Here is a 15,442-nt window from a genome sequence, read left to right as displayed (position 1 = left end):
ACAGACGGCACCATCTTGGACATGGGCGTCGGCGAGCGCGACCACTTGCAACGGCTGTGGACACCGTACCGGATGACCTATCTGGCTGAAGCGCCAGTCAATCACGACAACTCCACCCCGGCGCAGCCGTTCACCGACATTCCACAATTGTCCGATGAAGACGGCTTGGTGGTAGCCCGCGGTGAACTCGTCTACGCCGTGCTCAACCTCTACCCGTACAACCCCGGGCACCTAATGGTGGTGCCCTACCGGCAAGTTTCCGAGCTTGAAGACCTAACCGACGCAGAGAGCGCGGAGTTGATGACCTTCACTCAGAAGGCGATTCGCGTCATCAAGAACGTGTCTCGGCCACATGGCTTTAACGTGGGCCTAAACTTGGGGACATCGGCGGGAGGATCGCTGGCCGAGCACCTGCATGTGCATGTCGTGCCACGGTGGGGTGGCGACGCGAACTTCATCACCATCATCGGCGGCTCCAAAGTGATCCCGCAGTTGCTCCGGGATACTCGACAGCTGCTTGCGACGGAGTGGACGAAACAGTTTATGAGCCGCAGTGGCGACGATGCAGAGCGAAGCTTATGAGCAAGGTGCCATTCCTGTCCCGGGCGACGTTTACGCGGCTCACGACTCCGACCGCAAGAGCGTTGCTGCGGGTCGGCTTGACGCCGGATGCCATCACCGTCTTAGGCACCATCGTGGCTGCGTCGGGGGCGCTGGTACTTTTCCCGATCGGCAAACTCTTCGCCGGTACTCTGGTAGTCTGGTTTTTCGTACTTTTCGACATGCTCGACGGGGCGATGGCCAGGGAACGTGGCGGCGGCACCCGGTACGGCGCGGTTCTCGATGCGACGTGTGACCGTATCAGTGACGGAGCGGTATTCTGCGGACTGCTGTGGTGGATGGCGTTCGGCCTGCACAGCAAACACCTGGTGGTGGCAACCTTGATCTGTTTGGTCACCTCGCAGGTGATTTCTTACATCAAGGCCCGGGCCGAAGCCAGCGGGCTACGCGGCGATGATGGCCTCATCGAACGGCCGGAACGTTTGATCATCGTGCTGGTCGGTGCGGGCTTATCGGACTTTCCGGTGTATTCGTTGCCGTGGGCGTTGTCGGTGGCGATGTGGCTGTTAGTGGTCGCCAGCCTCATCACCTGTGCGCAACGGTTGCACACAGTGCACACCTCGCCGGGGGCAACCGATCGCATTGCCAGACCAGGCTACCCTAGCGCTAGCGACAGGACTAACGCGACGAATGGGGGCCAACCCGGTCCCGGAAACCTGGGAACAGGCGAGCCGTGACAACCAGCACAGCGGGGCTGAAAATGATCAGGGCTCCGCATCGGCTAATGACCGGGCGGGCCATCGACTGGGCGTATGCGGCTGGCTGGAGGGCTGTGCGCGCGATGCCGGAATCTGCTGCGCGTTTCGCATTCAACACCGGAGCGCGCTACGCAGCCCGCAACGGCGGACCGGATCAATTGCGCAAGAACCTGGCCCGCATCATCGGTGTGCAAGCTGCCGATGTACCGGACGCACTGATACGCACCTCGCTGGCGTCTTATGCCCGCTATTGGCGGGAAGCGTTTCGTCTGCCGACAATGAATCCCCACACGGTGGCAAAGCAGGTCGAGGCTTATGGCATCGACCTGCACCGTGTCGGGGAGGCCTTGGATGCTGGGCGCGGCGTTGTGCTGGCATTGCCGCACAGCGGCAATTGGGATATGGCCGGCGTGTGGCTGGTGCAATGCCACGGTACCTTCACCACCGTCGCGGAACGACTCAAACCCGAGTCGCTGTATCGGCGTTTCATCAACTACCGTGAAAACCTCGGTTTCGAAGTACTGCCAATGTCTGCGAACAAGGATACTGGCTTCCAAGCCCTCTTTGAGCTGCTGTGCGAGCGGTTGCGGTCCAACCGCGTGGTGTGTCTGATGGCCGAGCGTGACCTCACCCGCACCGGCGTTGAGGTCGATTTCTTCGGCGAACCCACTCGCATGCCTGCAGGCCCAGCGAAGCTCGCAATCAAGACCGGGGCTGCACTACTGCCGGTTCACTGCTGGTTCCAGGGCAGCGGCTGGGGCTTTTCGGTACACCCAGCGCTGGATTGCACCAGCGGTGACGTCGGTGACGTCACCCAGGCGCTGGCCGACCAGTTCGCCCAGGACATCGCCGCCAACCCCACCGACTGGCACATGCTTCAGCCGCAATGGTTGGCTGACTTGTCCGATGCCAAGCGAGCGCAGCTGAGACCGAATTGAGGGAAGCCTATGCGGATCGGGATGATCTGTCCATACTCGTTCGATGTGCCAGGCGGGGTGCAATCGCACGTCTTGCAACTGGCCGAGGTGATGCGCGCGCGGGGACAGCAGGTCCGTGTGCTGGCGCCGGCTTCGCCGGATGTCTCGCTGCCCGAATATGTTGTCTCCGCCGGCAGGGCGATCCCGATTCCCTACAACGGTTCAGTGGCGCGGCTGCAGTTCAGTCCGGCAGTACACAGCAGAGTCAGGCGTTGGTTAGTGGACGGCGATTTTGACGTGCTTCACCTGCACGAACCGAACGCACCCAGCCTGTCGATGTGGGCGCTGCGGGTGGCCGAGGGGCCAATCGTCGCGACATTTCATACCTCCACCACCAAATCACTGACGCTGTCGGTATTCCAAGGCGTGCTGCGACCATGGCACGAGAAGATCATCGGCCGGATCGCAGTATCCGACTTAGCACGGCGCTGGCAAATGGAGGCTCTGGGGTCCGATGCGGTGGAGATCCCCAACGGGGTGAACGTTGATTCGTTGTCCTCGGCACCCCAGCTAGCCGGGTACCCGCGGCTCGGCAAGACGGTACTGTTCCTCGGCCGCTACGACGAGCCACGCAAAGGCATGTCGGTCCTGCTTGATGCCCTACCGGGAGTTATGGAATGCTTCGACGACGTACAGTTACTGATCGTCGGCCGTGGCGACGAAGAGCAATTGCGGAGCCAGGCAGGCGGATTGGTGGAGCACATCCGTTTTCTTGGCCAGGTGGATGACGCCGGAAAAGCCGCGGCGATGCGCAGCGCCGACGTCTATTGCGCGCCCAACATCGGCGGCGAGAGTTTCGGCATTGTCCTGGTGGAGGCGATGGCCGCCGGCACTCCGGTGGTGGCGAGTGATCTGGACGCGTTTCGCCGCGTACTGCGCGACGGCGAAGTCGGGCATTTAGTGCCTGCGGGCGATAGCGCCGCGTTGGCCGATGCGCTTGTCGCGTTGCTGCGCAACGACGTCCTGCGGGAGCGTTACGTGGCCGCCGGCGCCGAAGCGGTTCGTCGGTATGACTGGTCGGTGGTGGCCAGCCAAATCATGCGGGTGTACGAAACGGTCGCTACGTCAGGTTCCAAGGTGCAGGTGGCTAGCTGATGCTGACCCTCTTGGTGCTGTTAGTGGCGCTGGCCACGTTGGCGGGCGGCTGGGGATATCAAACGGCAAATCGGCTGAACCGATTGCACGTCCGCTACGACCTGTCGTGGCAGGCTCTGGACGGAGCGTTGGCGCGGCGCGCGGTAGTGGCGCGTGCCGTGGCCATCGACGCGTACAGCGGTACTTCGCCGGGTAGGCGGTTGGCGGCGCTGGCCGACGCCGCCGAGTGCGCGCCCAGGCATACGCGAGAAAACGCGGAAAACGAGCTTTCGGCCGCGTTGGCGATGGTTGATCCGGCGTCGTTGCCAACAGCCCTAATCGCCGAGTTGGCCGACGCCGAAGCCCGCGTGTTGCTGGCCCGTCGATTTCACAACGATGCGGTCCGCGACACCCTCGCACTGGGCGAACAACGCTTGGTACGCACCTTGCGGCTCCGGGGCACCGCTTCGGTGCCAACCTATTTCGAGATCGTCGAGCGGCCTCATGCGTTGACGCACGGTGATCACGGTGTGCCGAACCAGCGGACCTCGGCGCGGGTGGTGCTCCTCGACGAAACCGGGGCGGTGCTGTTGCTATGCGGCTCGGATCCGGCTATTACCAATGGCCACGCACCCAGGTGGTGGATCACCGTCGGCGGCGAAGTGCGACCAGGCGAACGGTTAGCAGCAGCCGCAGCGCGGGAGCTGGCAGAAGAAACCGGTCTGCGGGTTATCCCGACACATATGGTCGGACCTATTTGGCGACGCGACGCAATTTTCGAGTTCAACGGTTCTGTGATCGATAGCGAGGAATTTTACTTAGTGTACCGCACCCGGCGGTTCGAGCCGTCTACCGTGGGGTGGACCGAGTTGGAACACCTCTGCCTGCACGGGTCGCGCTGGTGCGACGCCAACGACATCGCGGAGCTAGTCGCGTCCGGCGAACAGGTGTACCCGAGGCAGCTGGGCGAACTGTTGCCCGTGGCCAACCAATTAGCGGATGCTTCGACCGGCACCGCGAGAGGCACAGCGGCTGCTCGCAACACCTATGTGCTGCTGTCAATTTGTTGAGCAGGGCCAAACTCGTTTATCGCCCGCCACTAGAGTTAATTGAGACAAATCAGTTTAAGGGAGAGAAAAGTCTAGTGGATAGCGCCGCACAGTCGAACCAGGCCCAGTCGGTTTTCGGCCAGACCGGAACGGCGCGGGTGAAGCGCGGTATGGCCGAGATGCTCAAAGGCGGCGTCATAATGGACGTCGTTATCCCCGAGCAGGCCCGAATCGCCGAAGGCTCCGGTGCCGTCGCAGTGATGGCGCTGGAGAGGGTGCCTTCCGATATCCGTGCTCAGGGCGGGGTGTCACGGATGAGCGACCCCGACATGATCGAGAGCATCATCGCCGCGGTCACGATTCCGGTGATGGCCAAAGCGAGGATCGGGCATTTCGTCGAGGCGCAGATCCTGCAGAGCCTGGGTGTCGACTACATCGACGAGTCCGAAGTGCTGACTCCCGCTGACTACACCCATCACATCGACAAGTGGAAGTTCACCGTACCGTTTGTGTGTGGGGCTACCAATCTCGGTGAGGCGCTACGGCGCATTAACGAGGGGGCGGCAATGATCCGGTCCAAGGGCGAAGCCGGTACCGGTGACGTATCCAACGCAACCACGCATATGCGGGCCATCGCCGGCGACATCCGCCGCCTGACCTCCTTATCTGAGGACGAGTTGTATGTTGCAGCAAAGGAATTACACGCCCCCTACGAGCTCGTCATCGAAGTAGCCCGGACAAACAAGCTGCCGGTCACGCTGTTCACTGCCGGCGGAATCGCCACTCCCGCCGACGCGGCGATGATGATGCAGCTCGGCGCCGAGGGCATCTTTGTGGGCTCAGGAATCTTCAAGTCGAGTGATCCGGCTCAGCGTGCCGCCGCGATCGTTAAGGCCACCACATTCTACGACGATCCCGATGTACTGGCCAAGGTGTCGCGCGGGCTGGGTGAGGCGATGGCGGGCATCGATGTTGAACAGATTGCGCAGCCCGATCGGCTGGCCCAGCGGGGCTGGTAAAAACGGTGATGAGCGCTTGAGCGAAAAGCAGACGACCGATAGCGTGGCAATCAAGGAAATCTTTGATCTGGAGCAGCTCGAGGTCAACATTTTCCATGCTAGCTTAGCTAGTTTAACATCGGAAAACCGGAACCATGCCTTTAGCGGCCAGGTAAGCGGGGCAATCGCTAGGGTCGGTGGTGCGTACGGTCGACGATGCGGGTACCAGTATGCACTGGCTGCACGGCCCTTTTCTGTTGCCGGGAGATCTTATGCGTGCCCACCGTCTTTCTGGTCAAGCATGTCCCGCGACGGCGGTTCCTTTTGCACCCGCTACGTCAGCGCAGTGCAGCCAGACTATCTTGCTTGCTTGCCACATGTCGACGTCGCTTCAGAAGGCTAAAAGGGCATCGTCCACCAGGACGAGATATCTCCGGCAGCCGGACTCCAAGGAAAATCCCGAAGCCAGCAGCATGAAGGCGTCTGACGACGAGATCATTAAGCAGTTTCAGGAATGAGACCTGCGCAAAGTACTGCTTAAGCTCTTCGAGCCTAGACCGGGGCAAGGTAGCCCAGCAGCAGGTGTAGTTCCGCCATCGCGACCCGCTGTCCGACAATCCGGTGCTGGCACATCCGCACACTGGCCTACATGAGCGATCTGACGTTGCTGGGCACAGCGTAATCGATCCATCCGGGTGAGTACGACATTCTTCAGGTGGGTGTTACTGGATCACGAGCTATGGTTCATACAACCGTTCCGTGCGGACGAATGGCGACTTTACAACCAGACGTCACTTCAGCCGCAAGCCGGCCCCGCGTTAACCCAGGACAAGACCTTTGACCGAAACCGGCTTATATTTTGCTGCAAACACGCTAGCTGAAGCTGACTACTATGCTCGAACCGTGTCGGATTGGCAGAAGCGGTAGACAGGATACTGCAGAGATGGCTTAAGCGCTTACAAAACTGCCCTGTTCGGCACACTCGATTGGTCATCATGGGAAATAACACGAGGAACCCGGACCACCCTATAAAACGCGTCATGGTCTTTACACCGATCAGTACGAAACGCTACGTTTACAACGCTCGAACTCATCTTCCACTGGCCACAACTACGTAATGCTGAAAGAGCACGTATACATGGAAAACTAGCGGACAGACTCCCCTTGCGCTAGCACCATTTTTCGACTCTGCAAGTAGAGCACGTACGAAATCCTTCAGCATGCAAAGAACCCGGATCGAAGCATTCGATCCCTCCGGATCATGCTGGATGAAACCAAATCATCGCGTCAGCCCACCGTCACTTAGCAACAACTAGCGAAACGGCCGCCGAGCACATCAACACCCAAAACAGTCGGATTCTTGACCAGAACGAAACACGGCAAGCATCAGCGTCAAACAGTGGATACATTATCACGGCCTAGTGATATCAACGTGACTCCGGAATTGGAGCATGGTTCGGACCTCGGCGAAGTGCCATGGTGACATTGGCAAATAAAAGCAGCAGCGGACCGCGACACCTCCGGGGACCACCCCGGCCTTGTTAGTGATATTCAGCCGCTCCTGTCACGGAGTCATCTACAACAACCTATCCGTAACCGCAGCAGCATAAGCCTCCATCGCCTTGACGTTCCAGGGGCAGAACTACTGGTCTTAGTCCTCAACTGCCGCGATCACCGAAGGTTTTCCCGAATCGTTCCCCGGCGATTAGCGCTTCTCACTGAACACAGTTCCAGGCAATCGCGTCCGGGGGAGAACCACCATCTCACACGCATTGCCATACGCTTCCACAAGGCGGTAAGCCTTTGCGGCGGTCCGATAGATTTCCCAGCAAGGGAATCCGGCCATTGCCGATACGGCGCGGCTGCCTCGGCCATCCACATCACCGAAGAACCTAAGCACTGCTCTTGTAACACCGCAACCGCTGCCACGAACGACCTAAGCCTATTACCTATCTCATAATTACGTGTTCTCCGCATTTTGCGGCGGCGGCAAACATCGAGTCAGGCCCCGTTCCCACATATACATATACATTTTGGCAAAGAGAATCTCTGTCGGTCACGATTCGAAATACCTTTTGTTCCATTGTTCCTTTCGGCTTGTACCAACTGGCTGCTGAGACCGATGTCTGCTGTGCTGTTATCGGCCGCCCCTTCACCCTAACTACGTGACACTCTAGACCGAAATAACAGCAGCCCACGCTAGATACGTACCAGGCCTGCATAGCGGCACTATGACAGACATTACCGGCTGTGTAGCCGTGCAGACCGACGGTTTTAAGTGTGAACGCCTCGGAGATCGATAGGCAGTACCCGGGTCGGCTCTAGATAGTATGTATTGATGCACGATCATCGTCAACTCCAACGCCATTTCGTGGAGGGCGAATCGGCGACCGATGCAGGTGCGGAGCCCGGTCCCAAAGAGGATTTATAGGTATACGGGGCAGCTTCCTGCAAATTTCCGGCAAGACTCGGTCGGGGTTGAATTCGTTAGCATCGGGCCCCCAGGCATCGGCGCGGTTAACAGGACGATCACCCATTGGCCTTTGTGGAAAAGAGATGTGCCGTTTCCGAGAGTGGTGTCACGGCGAGCCTGGCGCAAGTAGCAGGGCACCACCAGACCACAGCCGCAAAGTTGCGTCGACGACACGACGTAAGCATCGCAGTTTAACGACATCGCCGAACAATACGATACGTTGGCGATACCACGATCTGACCGGTTTTGGTAGATTTCGCGGCGGGTTTGGGCGGCGATGTCGTGGTGGATGGAGAGGAGATAGTGCAAGGCGAACGCGATGGCGTTGGCCAATGTTTGGCTGCCGCTGACTAACAGCGTGAGGATCTGGTTAACAACATTATCAGTGTCGAGTTGCTCGCCGGTGCTGGGATCGGCACTGTACAACATGATGTCGAGAATGTCGTCGTGCTGACTTGCTGTCGGGTGACGACAGCCGCCAACCTAAATACGAGAAGAGGTATTCGTCGGCAGTGATGCAAAGCAGTGCCGACCAGAGTAGTGGCGGTGGCGTCCGGTAAGTGCGAACTCAGCGCCCTAGGCGCTGGGATTGATCGCCGAGGATCGCACCCGGACTGCTGTGGCTCTACTACGGCTTCATGGCGGTCGGCAATTGCAGTCTGCTGCCCACCATCGTCACTGTCAATGGCGCAGCCGTCGGCGGCAGACCTGTGAACCTGGCACTGGCCGCCGACGTACGCATCACGAAGCCAGCCGCGCTGTTCAACATCCCATTCCAGAAACGGGGACTGCATCCCACCATAAGGTGCAAGCTAGATGCTTGCACCTTATGGTGGGATCTTAGGTCACTCAGGCGGCTTTGTTCTGCGACATGCATTTCGATATCGAATCCACCGTGGGCCCAGGTTTGGCGCTAAGCACGGCCAACTATACCGTCGGTGCGGCGTTCAACAACGAACAAAACGAACTGCTAAGCGCTTAAAACTTGGATCGCAGGTGAAATTGGTCCAATCGCCGGAATTCGTCGCGCGATTAGCCGTAGCACAACACAGATAACACCAGACTTTAATCACTTTTTTCACAGCGTTTTCAATAGCTTAGAAGCGGGTTTTCGGTCGGTGTACTGAGCTAGTTTAGCGGTGTAGGTTGCGACGTTCTTAATCGGGAGGCAATGGCAGCGGCTTTGCTATGCTTGATGGCACGATATCGCGGCTGACAGAGCTCTGGCTTGACGCATTGATCACGCGGGGACGGTTGGCCCTGTTGCAACTCGTACTCAACGGCATGCCGCCAGCTAACTACCGTTGAACGTGAGTTGAATCAATCAGATCGCGGAGCAGTCCGACTCCGAAAAGCTTGGGCGGCATACTGCCCACAGCGTTGGCGAGCCGACTGCACATCACTGGCGACGGGGCCAACCGGCGGGTGGCCGAGGCTGCCGATCTCGGTGAACGGCACACATTGACCGGTCAACCGTTACCACCGCTGTTGACCGCTACCGCCACGGCCCAAAGCGACAAGTGCATCGATACCGACCACATGCAGGTGATCAGCAACTTCTTTTGCCGGCCGCCCAGTTCTGTTGACATCGAAACTCACTAGCAATCCGAGACACAGTGGCAGCTCTGACCACCAAGTTTCGTCCAGACCAGCTGGCCATGCTGGCCAATCACTCGCCGCTGACTGCCTTAACCCAGATGGCAGCTATACCGATGCGTATGTGTGTCGTGAAGTGTTTGTTGGTCGACTGGAGGTAAAAGACCTGCACGGTAGTTTTGTCGCAGCAGTACTGCGACACTGAGGGCAGCCTGGTCCGGGAAGATATCGGGGAGAGCGGCAGGCGGCCCTGGCAAAGCTGGAACATTTTAGTACCCCAGATGGGTCGGGTCCGGTGAGCGAAACGGAAAGACATACGGAAGAAGCCGGCGTTAATATGTCCCTATCCCCTATGATGGTGTTTCGGCTCAAATCTGAGCGGATAGGAGTCGGAGGCGATGCGCACCTACTTGCCTTAAGGTCGTAGGGCATTCCTCGTAGATTTGTCCTCGTTGATTAGAAGACCGTGGTGACGTGCTGCTGGTTGTCGCCAGGCGATGTCCTAGGGGCAAAATTGGGTGCCTACTTCGTCAAGCGATCAACACGTGAACACGAGAACTACGCCGTTCCCGGCTTAATGCCGCATATCCAGCACAGTGCTGGGCTAGGAGCGCCGTCGACCGACCGGTTCGGAATAGAACAGAACCACCGTAGTAAACCACCGTAGTAATAGTAGTCCGAGGTCGGAAAAGGCGACTAATGATCAAGGAGCAGCGAATTCGCAAAGGCATTAGGAGGTTATCATGCCGGATGATGCGCCGCTGAATGGTGGTGCTCTGTGCAAGCAGGACCTGATGGACCCTAGCGGTAAGGATCGGAAATACAGGTCAAACGTCACCGATGGGCGACAGCCGATCCCGGCCACCGGTTCGATGATCTGTTCAATTCCGTCTCCGACCCAGTCACCTTGGTGGTGGCATTGATCGGGTAGCAACCAACCCGAGTGCCCGTACAACAGCAAGATCGAACGGGCTGACTGTGGACACCCGCATCAACTCCAAGGTGAAGTACCGATGTTCCTAGGAGGGCTACGCATACCGCTCAAAAGTGAGCAGTTCCAACCTCAACCGGTGCAGGATACACAAGATCCCCAAATCAAGCAGGTCGGGCAAGTTGCTGTTGCTGGAGATTCCCACGGTGGCCGACCATGTCGTCTTCCAGGTGACGCTAAAACTGTTGCTAGAAACCATCTTCGAGACCGACTTCAAGCCATTTTCCTGCGGGTTTCGGCCCGCCCAGCGCACACACGACGCCATCGCCGAGATCCATCTGTTGGCCACCCAGGAATACCGATGAGTGTTAGACACAGATATTTGAGACGTACTTTGACCACGTAGACCACCCGACCCCAATAGACCAGGTGCTCCAGCGGATCAAAGACAAGCGGGTGCTGCGGCTGGTCAAGTCGTTCCTCAAGGTCAGGATCCTCAGTGAACTCGGCGAACTACGAGAACACCCATATCAGCACGCCGCAAGACAGCCTCTTGGTCCCGCTGCTGGCCAACATAGCGTCGGCAGTACTCGATAAGCACCTACATATGCCGCGGAAACCGCGGCAACCAAGGTTGACCAGTACGCCGACGCCGTGGCTGGAAAGGACTGCCGAACTGGCGCCTAGTTGGTTACGCGGACGATTTTGTAGTGCTGGTCAAAAGATCCCAAAGCCACATCGAAACACTACGCAAAGACATCACTTGGGCGCTCGAACTAATGGGATTGCACCTATCCGAGACCAAGACCCCTCTTCCGACATACCGTCGCCAAGCATACATTGAACCTTCTGCGTAAACTCATGTGGTGGCGGATCGTTCACTGACAACAACACAGCCACCGTCGGAGATGGGTCTACGTACGACGCTGGTTCACCAACCTCACCGGGCGGTGGCGACCCCCATCAGCGCCAACGGGACCATCTTATTCAACCCCGCGACGGTATCCACCCGGCACTACCGCGACCAGGCAACACGATCCCCACACCCGGCGACAACGCACTATCAGCGACACCCCTAGCCCGACAATCATCGCGATGGCGAAAGCAAGCACCCAGACAAAACGTGATCGAACGGGACACCCCACAACTTAGCCCAACGCAATCATGATGCACTCACCACTGCGTTGCACGCCCTGTCGGCATCCGGGAGAATCTGTTCCAGCACAACGGGTACCAGTCTCCATCATCGTATCCACTACGCTCAAAAGTTGAAATACAAGACCAGCAAGGTACTTACCTGGCAGCATCCTGCCAATGAACGACGTCATCCTCCTGAACCGCCTACTCCTGTCATTAACTCGCGTCCTTCGACAACGACAAAAACCGAACTACCCACCTTCTAGCACAACGAAAATCTGTTTAGCGCCGACAACGAAAACGAAGGGACGACGTAAGTGCGACTTAAAGCTCTAATAGCGCGGTCTCAGACTACTGGATCGGGTCGCTTAGCTTGCAAATGAAATTGCGCCATCTGGGCGCCATTGGCCAATCGAACACGCATGTCAGAGTCACTGATCGTACACACCACCAGCACATTTCCTACGGACACCAGAAGCGGCTTAATTACTCCGATCCCCAGAATGGCCGCTTCGTGATGTTTGATCATTGCTACACTGTCGTCCAAGCCCAACTACCCAGAGTTCAACACGATGAAAGTCAAGCCTCACAGCTCCGAAGGCGTCAGAGTGACTGCGCGCGCACCAGCGATAAACTCAGTTGTACGGTAAGCAAGTTCGCGGGTTATTTTTAATTTGGGCGTCAATAATAACCGGTACCAGTAGCACGCTGGCGACCAAGTACGGCTGGGCAAGCAGCCAGGCTTTACAGGAGACCGAATCCCAGATGCACACCACGGTGGATGTAGACGTATGGCCCATCCGGCGAGTCGAACCAGGTAGAGCTAAGAATTGCGTTGTGGATCACAGGAAATAACACGCAGCAGCTGCGTCAGCACGAATGGGAGTGACCTCGTAGTCAGTCCCCTACGCGAGCTAACGAAACCGATCGCCCAGCCTCAGGAGTTCGGTGCCATAAGCTTCAACACTGACTTTTGCTTCCAGGATTTCCTTGTGGGGACAGCGCCATCTTCTCCACCATCTTAGCGCACCCCGAGCACCGGTCGAACACCGGTACCGACGCATGAAGCAGCCACCAGCACGTCCGCGCGAGTGATCCCCTCGCCTGCGCCGCGCTACAGTGAAGCGAAACCGACCGACAGATAGCTTGTCGAGCTTAAGCACGGGTGGGGCCGACTTGATCGCCGTCTGATATCGATGTCCGCGCCAACACCATAGCCGACCAGGGCGGGTACCGCGGCCTCACCATTGAGCGACGCGGACCGCGCCGCCTTGTTCGACGGTGCAATGTCGATCCGGACCAACACCACGCCCACCTTGGGTACATCTCCTTCGAAGCTGGCCCTGTACAACGATCCGGACAGCGTAAAGACCGGGGATTTCAACCTGAACCTTCACAATACCCACAGTGCACAGGATCTGGTTAAGCTCCACGTAGTCGCCGACATCGACGTTCCAAACATCACAGTCACTTCTCCCAGTACCTAGCCAAGGTCGTGTACACGAAAAAGCTTGACGCGCTGGTGAACAAAGTTGCGATCACGACTGCTCCAACTCACGCCCGACACAATCCAGCAGCTGGTCGGAACCCGGTAGCCACCTCTCCAACGAAGCCGCCGGGTAGGGAGTGCCAAAATCGCAGGCGAGTAACACCGGAACCTGCAGCTCGTAAAACATAGCTTACTAGATGCGTGCGGCCAAACCGGCGCCGTAGCCCAGGCTTAGCGGCCCTTCGTGCATCACCCGGCCCGATGGATGGAAGCGGCGATAGTATCGAAATCCACCGAGGTCAGTCACAAGAGATCGATAATTTCGACACTCCAACCACGTTGCTGCTAAGTCTCTTACACAAGAGATATCACGGTACTGAACTCGGCTTCCATAAGTTATGACGGTTACGTCGGTGCCGGACCGGGGCACCATCAACTGACCGATCGAGGGTTCTGACCTGCTGGTGTTGACCATTCCGCGACCCTAGCAGCGGAGTTTGTTCTCTAATTACATCACAGGGTCTGGACAGTCGATCGCGTGTCCGCAGCAGCCAATAGGCATCAGAGGGTGACGACGAAAACAGTACTTTCAGGACCGCGGTGTGCACCCAATAGATTGCAGTAAAGTCCGAGCGATGTTTGGCTGCACCGATGACGCCAAACGACGGAATCCGGCCCGTGACCCGCATATTCACCTTCACTGCGAGTACGGGTCCAGTACTTCGCTAGAAGGCTGACCACCTATCGAAGACTGGGTAAGAAAAGCCGTCGAACTGGATTTCAGGAACCGGGTCAAAGCCACGCAGCGTGAGTCCGATGGCGATGCCGATCAGCGCTGACTCGGCAAACGATGTGTATAAGCAGCGCTTCTCGCCGAATATGTTTCGGCCAATCCCCGGTACCCCGGAATACTCCATCCGCGGTGGAGACGTCTTCGCCTAACAGCACACCCAGTTGTCGGCTGTCATTACATCATGCAGTGCACGATTGAGCGCAGCTACCATGGTCATTGGCTGTGCACCGAGTGCAGCAGCATCTACTGCCACCGTGAGCGCTTCACTCGAACTTGCCGGAGGATCAGCGTCGAAGCCATGCCCGTATACTTCACTCAGTCCAGTTCGACTTGGCAGCTGTTGTCGCTACTCCTGAAGTCCCGGCGTGATTTCACGCGTTCACTGTGGTGAACACTTCGTCGATGTCGAAATCCGTTGCTTAGAAAACCTCCGCGAAGTTCAGAGCCTCGTGCACATCGCCTACGCTGGTGGTACCGCCGCCAAGGCAGACCACCGTCACAGAGTCCTCGCCTAGCCGTTATGCAGCCATCGCCGCCCCGACCGTATGCAGAGTTTGAGTACAGATCGAAATCGACATCGGAACACAATGTTTCTTGGTGAATTCCATCCGGCTATACCAGGTTGCGCGGCATGCTGCGCTAGCATGCCCGTGCATGTATACCGCACACGAGTATAGACATACAACTGACAGCACTGGGAAACAGCCAGTATTTCTTGCGAGGCAGGCCGCAACGCCTACCTGCGCAACTGCCTGACCACGACAAAACGCGAACAGCGCCAACTTACCTGGCGCTTCAGGTTGACGAACTCGGTGTCGAGCCCTCGGGTAACCACCATCAGCTCGTAGAGGCCACGATAGTCTCGGCGGGAAGATCCGACGTTGTAGCAACATTCGGCCGTCGACATCTCACCGTCAGCATCTTATCTGGACAGACGAGTTGCACCGGTTCTGGGTCGAGAGTAATAAGCATCGAAGAACTCCGAAACCCACCCGCCACGGAGTCGGTTGATTTCCGCCAGCAGGCCGTCAATGTCGTGGATGTCCAAACGGCACGGCGTCGAGCGCGATCCGGTCGAATGCGGAGGCCGCAAGGAAGACCGTGAACCTGACATGGCGGTCCACATCCTGATAGCCGCTGTCGGCCCACTGGCTGGAGCTGCTACTCAAGTGGCGATGAAACCCTCGGCACCCCATATCATCCCGACGGCGCCATTAGCAGCGATTTCAGCGACTAGCATAACATCCCGCGCAGTCTCGACCAGAGCGATAACGTAGCGCGGCGCGAATGCGGCCCCACCTGTGTCGCCAATTCAGCTTTAGCCAGGCATCACTCTCGAGTAAGCCGTACCGGCCAGGGCGTCCAGGTCGCAGGCCTGCTAATACCCACCGTCGGCGTTGATCCGCACTACCGTGAGCTCGGGGTTGAGCAGAGTATCCCGCAGTGCTTTGCGGGCGGCGGCTTTCTCAGCCTGTGCCACGCCATCCTCGAGGTCCAGGATAACCAAACCGGCAGCAGCAGCCTCGGCGAAACCCTCAGGTCGATCGGCCGGGCAGAATAGCCATCCCGGACCGGCACTGCGCAAGTTCATCTAGACTCCTGCGCC

10 protein-coding genes and 6 pseudogenes are annotated in these 15,442 nt (G+C 58.1%); 10 read left to right on the top strand and 6 right to left on the bottom strand.

The window, feature by feature from the left end; all coding sequences use genetic code 11:
• Positions 1 to 21 precede the first annotated feature (21 nt).
• From ML_RS02245 to ML_RS18515, 7 genes are all read left to right on the top strand, one after another.
• Positions 22 to 582 (top strand): ATP adenylyltransferase, encoded by a 561-nt coding sequence (locus ML_RS02245; protein ID WP_414085548.1) that lies wholly within the window; start codon positions 22 to 24, stop codon positions 580 to 582.
• Positions 579 to 1,298, top strand: coding sequence for a phosphatidylinositol phosphate synthase (pgsA, locus tag ML_RS02240; RefSeq protein WP_010907732.1), 720 nt, complete (start codon positions 579 to 581; stop codon positions 1,296 to 1,298). The genes ML_RS02245 and pgsA overlap by 4 nt, the downstream gene beginning before the upstream one ends.
• Positions 1,299 to 1,321: 23 nt before the next feature.
• Positions 1,322 to 2,257 carry a phosphatidylinositol mannoside acyltransferase gene (locus ML_RS02235; RefSeq protein WP_172591947.1) on the top strand — a complete coding sequence of 312 codons (936 nt, stop codon included), beginning with the start codon at positions 1,322 to 1,324 and terminating at the stop codon, positions 2,255 to 2,257.
• A gap of 9 nt (positions 2,258 to 2,266) precedes the next feature.
• On the top strand, positions 2,267 to 3,391 hold the full coding sequence (locus ML_RS02230) for a glycosyltransferase family 4 protein (protein WP_010907730.1): 1,125 nt from the start codon (positions 2,267 to 2,269) through the stop codon (positions 3,389 to 3,391).
• Positions 3,391 to 4,440, top strand: coding sequence for an NUDIX hydrolase (locus tag ML_RS02225; protein ID WP_010907729.1), 1,050 nt, complete (start codon positions 3,391 to 3,393; stop codon positions 4,438 to 4,440). The genes ML_RS02230 and ML_RS02225 overlap by 1 nt, the downstream gene beginning before the upstream one ends.
• A 74-nt stretch (positions 4,441 to 4,514) precedes the next feature.
• Positions 4,515 to 5,438: a pyridoxal 5'-phosphate synthase lyase subunit PdxS gene (pdxS, locus tag ML_RS02220; protein ID WP_010907728.1), complete on the top strand. Its 924-nt coding sequence runs from the start codon at positions 4,515 to 4,517 to the stop codon at positions 5,436 to 5,438.
• 674 nt (positions 5,439 to 6,112) lie between these two features.
• Positions 6,113 to 6,298 (top strand): hypothetical protein, encoded by a 186-nt coding sequence (locus ML_RS18515; RefSeq protein WP_162618224.1) that lies wholly within the window; start codon positions 6,113 to 6,115, stop codon positions 6,296 to 6,298.
• A gap of 1,292 nt (positions 6,299 to 7,590) precedes the next feature.
• Here ML_RS18515 and ML_RS18510 read toward each other — a convergent pair.
• Complete coding sequence (locus ML_RS18510; RefSeq protein WP_119607896.1) at positions 7,591 to 7,842, bottom strand: cytochrome P450; 252 nt, start codon at positions 7,840 to 7,842, stop codon at positions 7,591 to 7,593.
• A pseudogene (locus tag ML_RS02200) lies at positions 7,843 to 8,334 on the bottom strand (cytochrome P450); the annotation flags it as partial.
• 912 nt (positions 8,335 to 9,246) lie between these two features.
• Here ML_RS02200 and ML_RS02195 point away from each other — a divergent pair.
• Entirely contained in the window at positions 9,247 to 9,492 is a 246-nt protein-coding gene (locus ML_RS02195) for a DUF222 domain-containing protein (RefSeq protein ID WP_041322411.1), read from the top strand.
• A 939-nt stretch (positions 9,493 to 10,431) separates the two neighbouring features.
• Positions 10,432 to 10,888, top strand: a pseudogene (locus ML_RS14980) (reverse transcriptase domain-containing protein); the annotation flags it as partial.
• 1,361 nt (positions 10,889 to 12,249) lie between these two features.
• Here ML_RS14980 and ML_RS14975 read toward each other — a convergent pair.
• Positions 12,250 to 12,321, bottom strand: a pseudogene (locus tag ML_RS14975) (hypothetical protein); the annotation flags it as partial.
• Between the two features lie 480 nt (positions 12,322 to 12,801).
• Here ML_RS14975 and ML_RS02185 point away from each other — a divergent pair.
• Positions 12,802 to 13,041 (top strand): hypothetical protein, encoded by a 240-nt coding sequence (locus ML_RS02185; protein ID WP_041322407.1) that lies wholly within the window; start codon positions 12,802 to 12,804, stop codon positions 13,039 to 13,041.
• A 51-nt stretch (positions 13,042 to 13,092) separates the two neighbouring features.
• Here the strand turns inward: ML_RS02185 and ML_RS02180 are convergent.
• From ML_RS02180 to ML_RS02170, 3 pseudogenes are all read right to left on the bottom strand, one after another.
• Positions 13,093 to 14,155 (bottom strand): annotated as a pseudogene (locus tag ML_RS02180) (alpha-ketoacid dehydrogenase subunit beta).
• Between the two features lie 103 nt (positions 14,156 to 14,258).
• A pseudogene (locus ML_RS19795) lies at positions 14,259 to 14,757 on the bottom strand (thiamine pyrophosphate-dependent enzyme); the annotation flags it as partial.
• 91 nt (positions 14,758 to 14,848) lie between these two features.
• Positions 14,849 to 15,427, bottom strand: a pseudogene (locus ML_RS02170) (aldolase/citrate lyase family protein); the annotation flags it as partial.
• Positions 15,428 to 15,442 lie beyond the last annotated feature (15 nt).

The organism is Mycobacterium leprae TN, assembly GCF_000195855.1.
GTDB lineage: Bacteria > Actinomycetota > Actinomycetes > Mycobacteriales > Mycobacteriaceae > Mycobacterium > Mycobacterium leprae.
The sequence above is the reverse complement of the archived record's forward strand: the minus strand, read 5'-3'. Positions and strand labels throughout refer to the sequence as shown.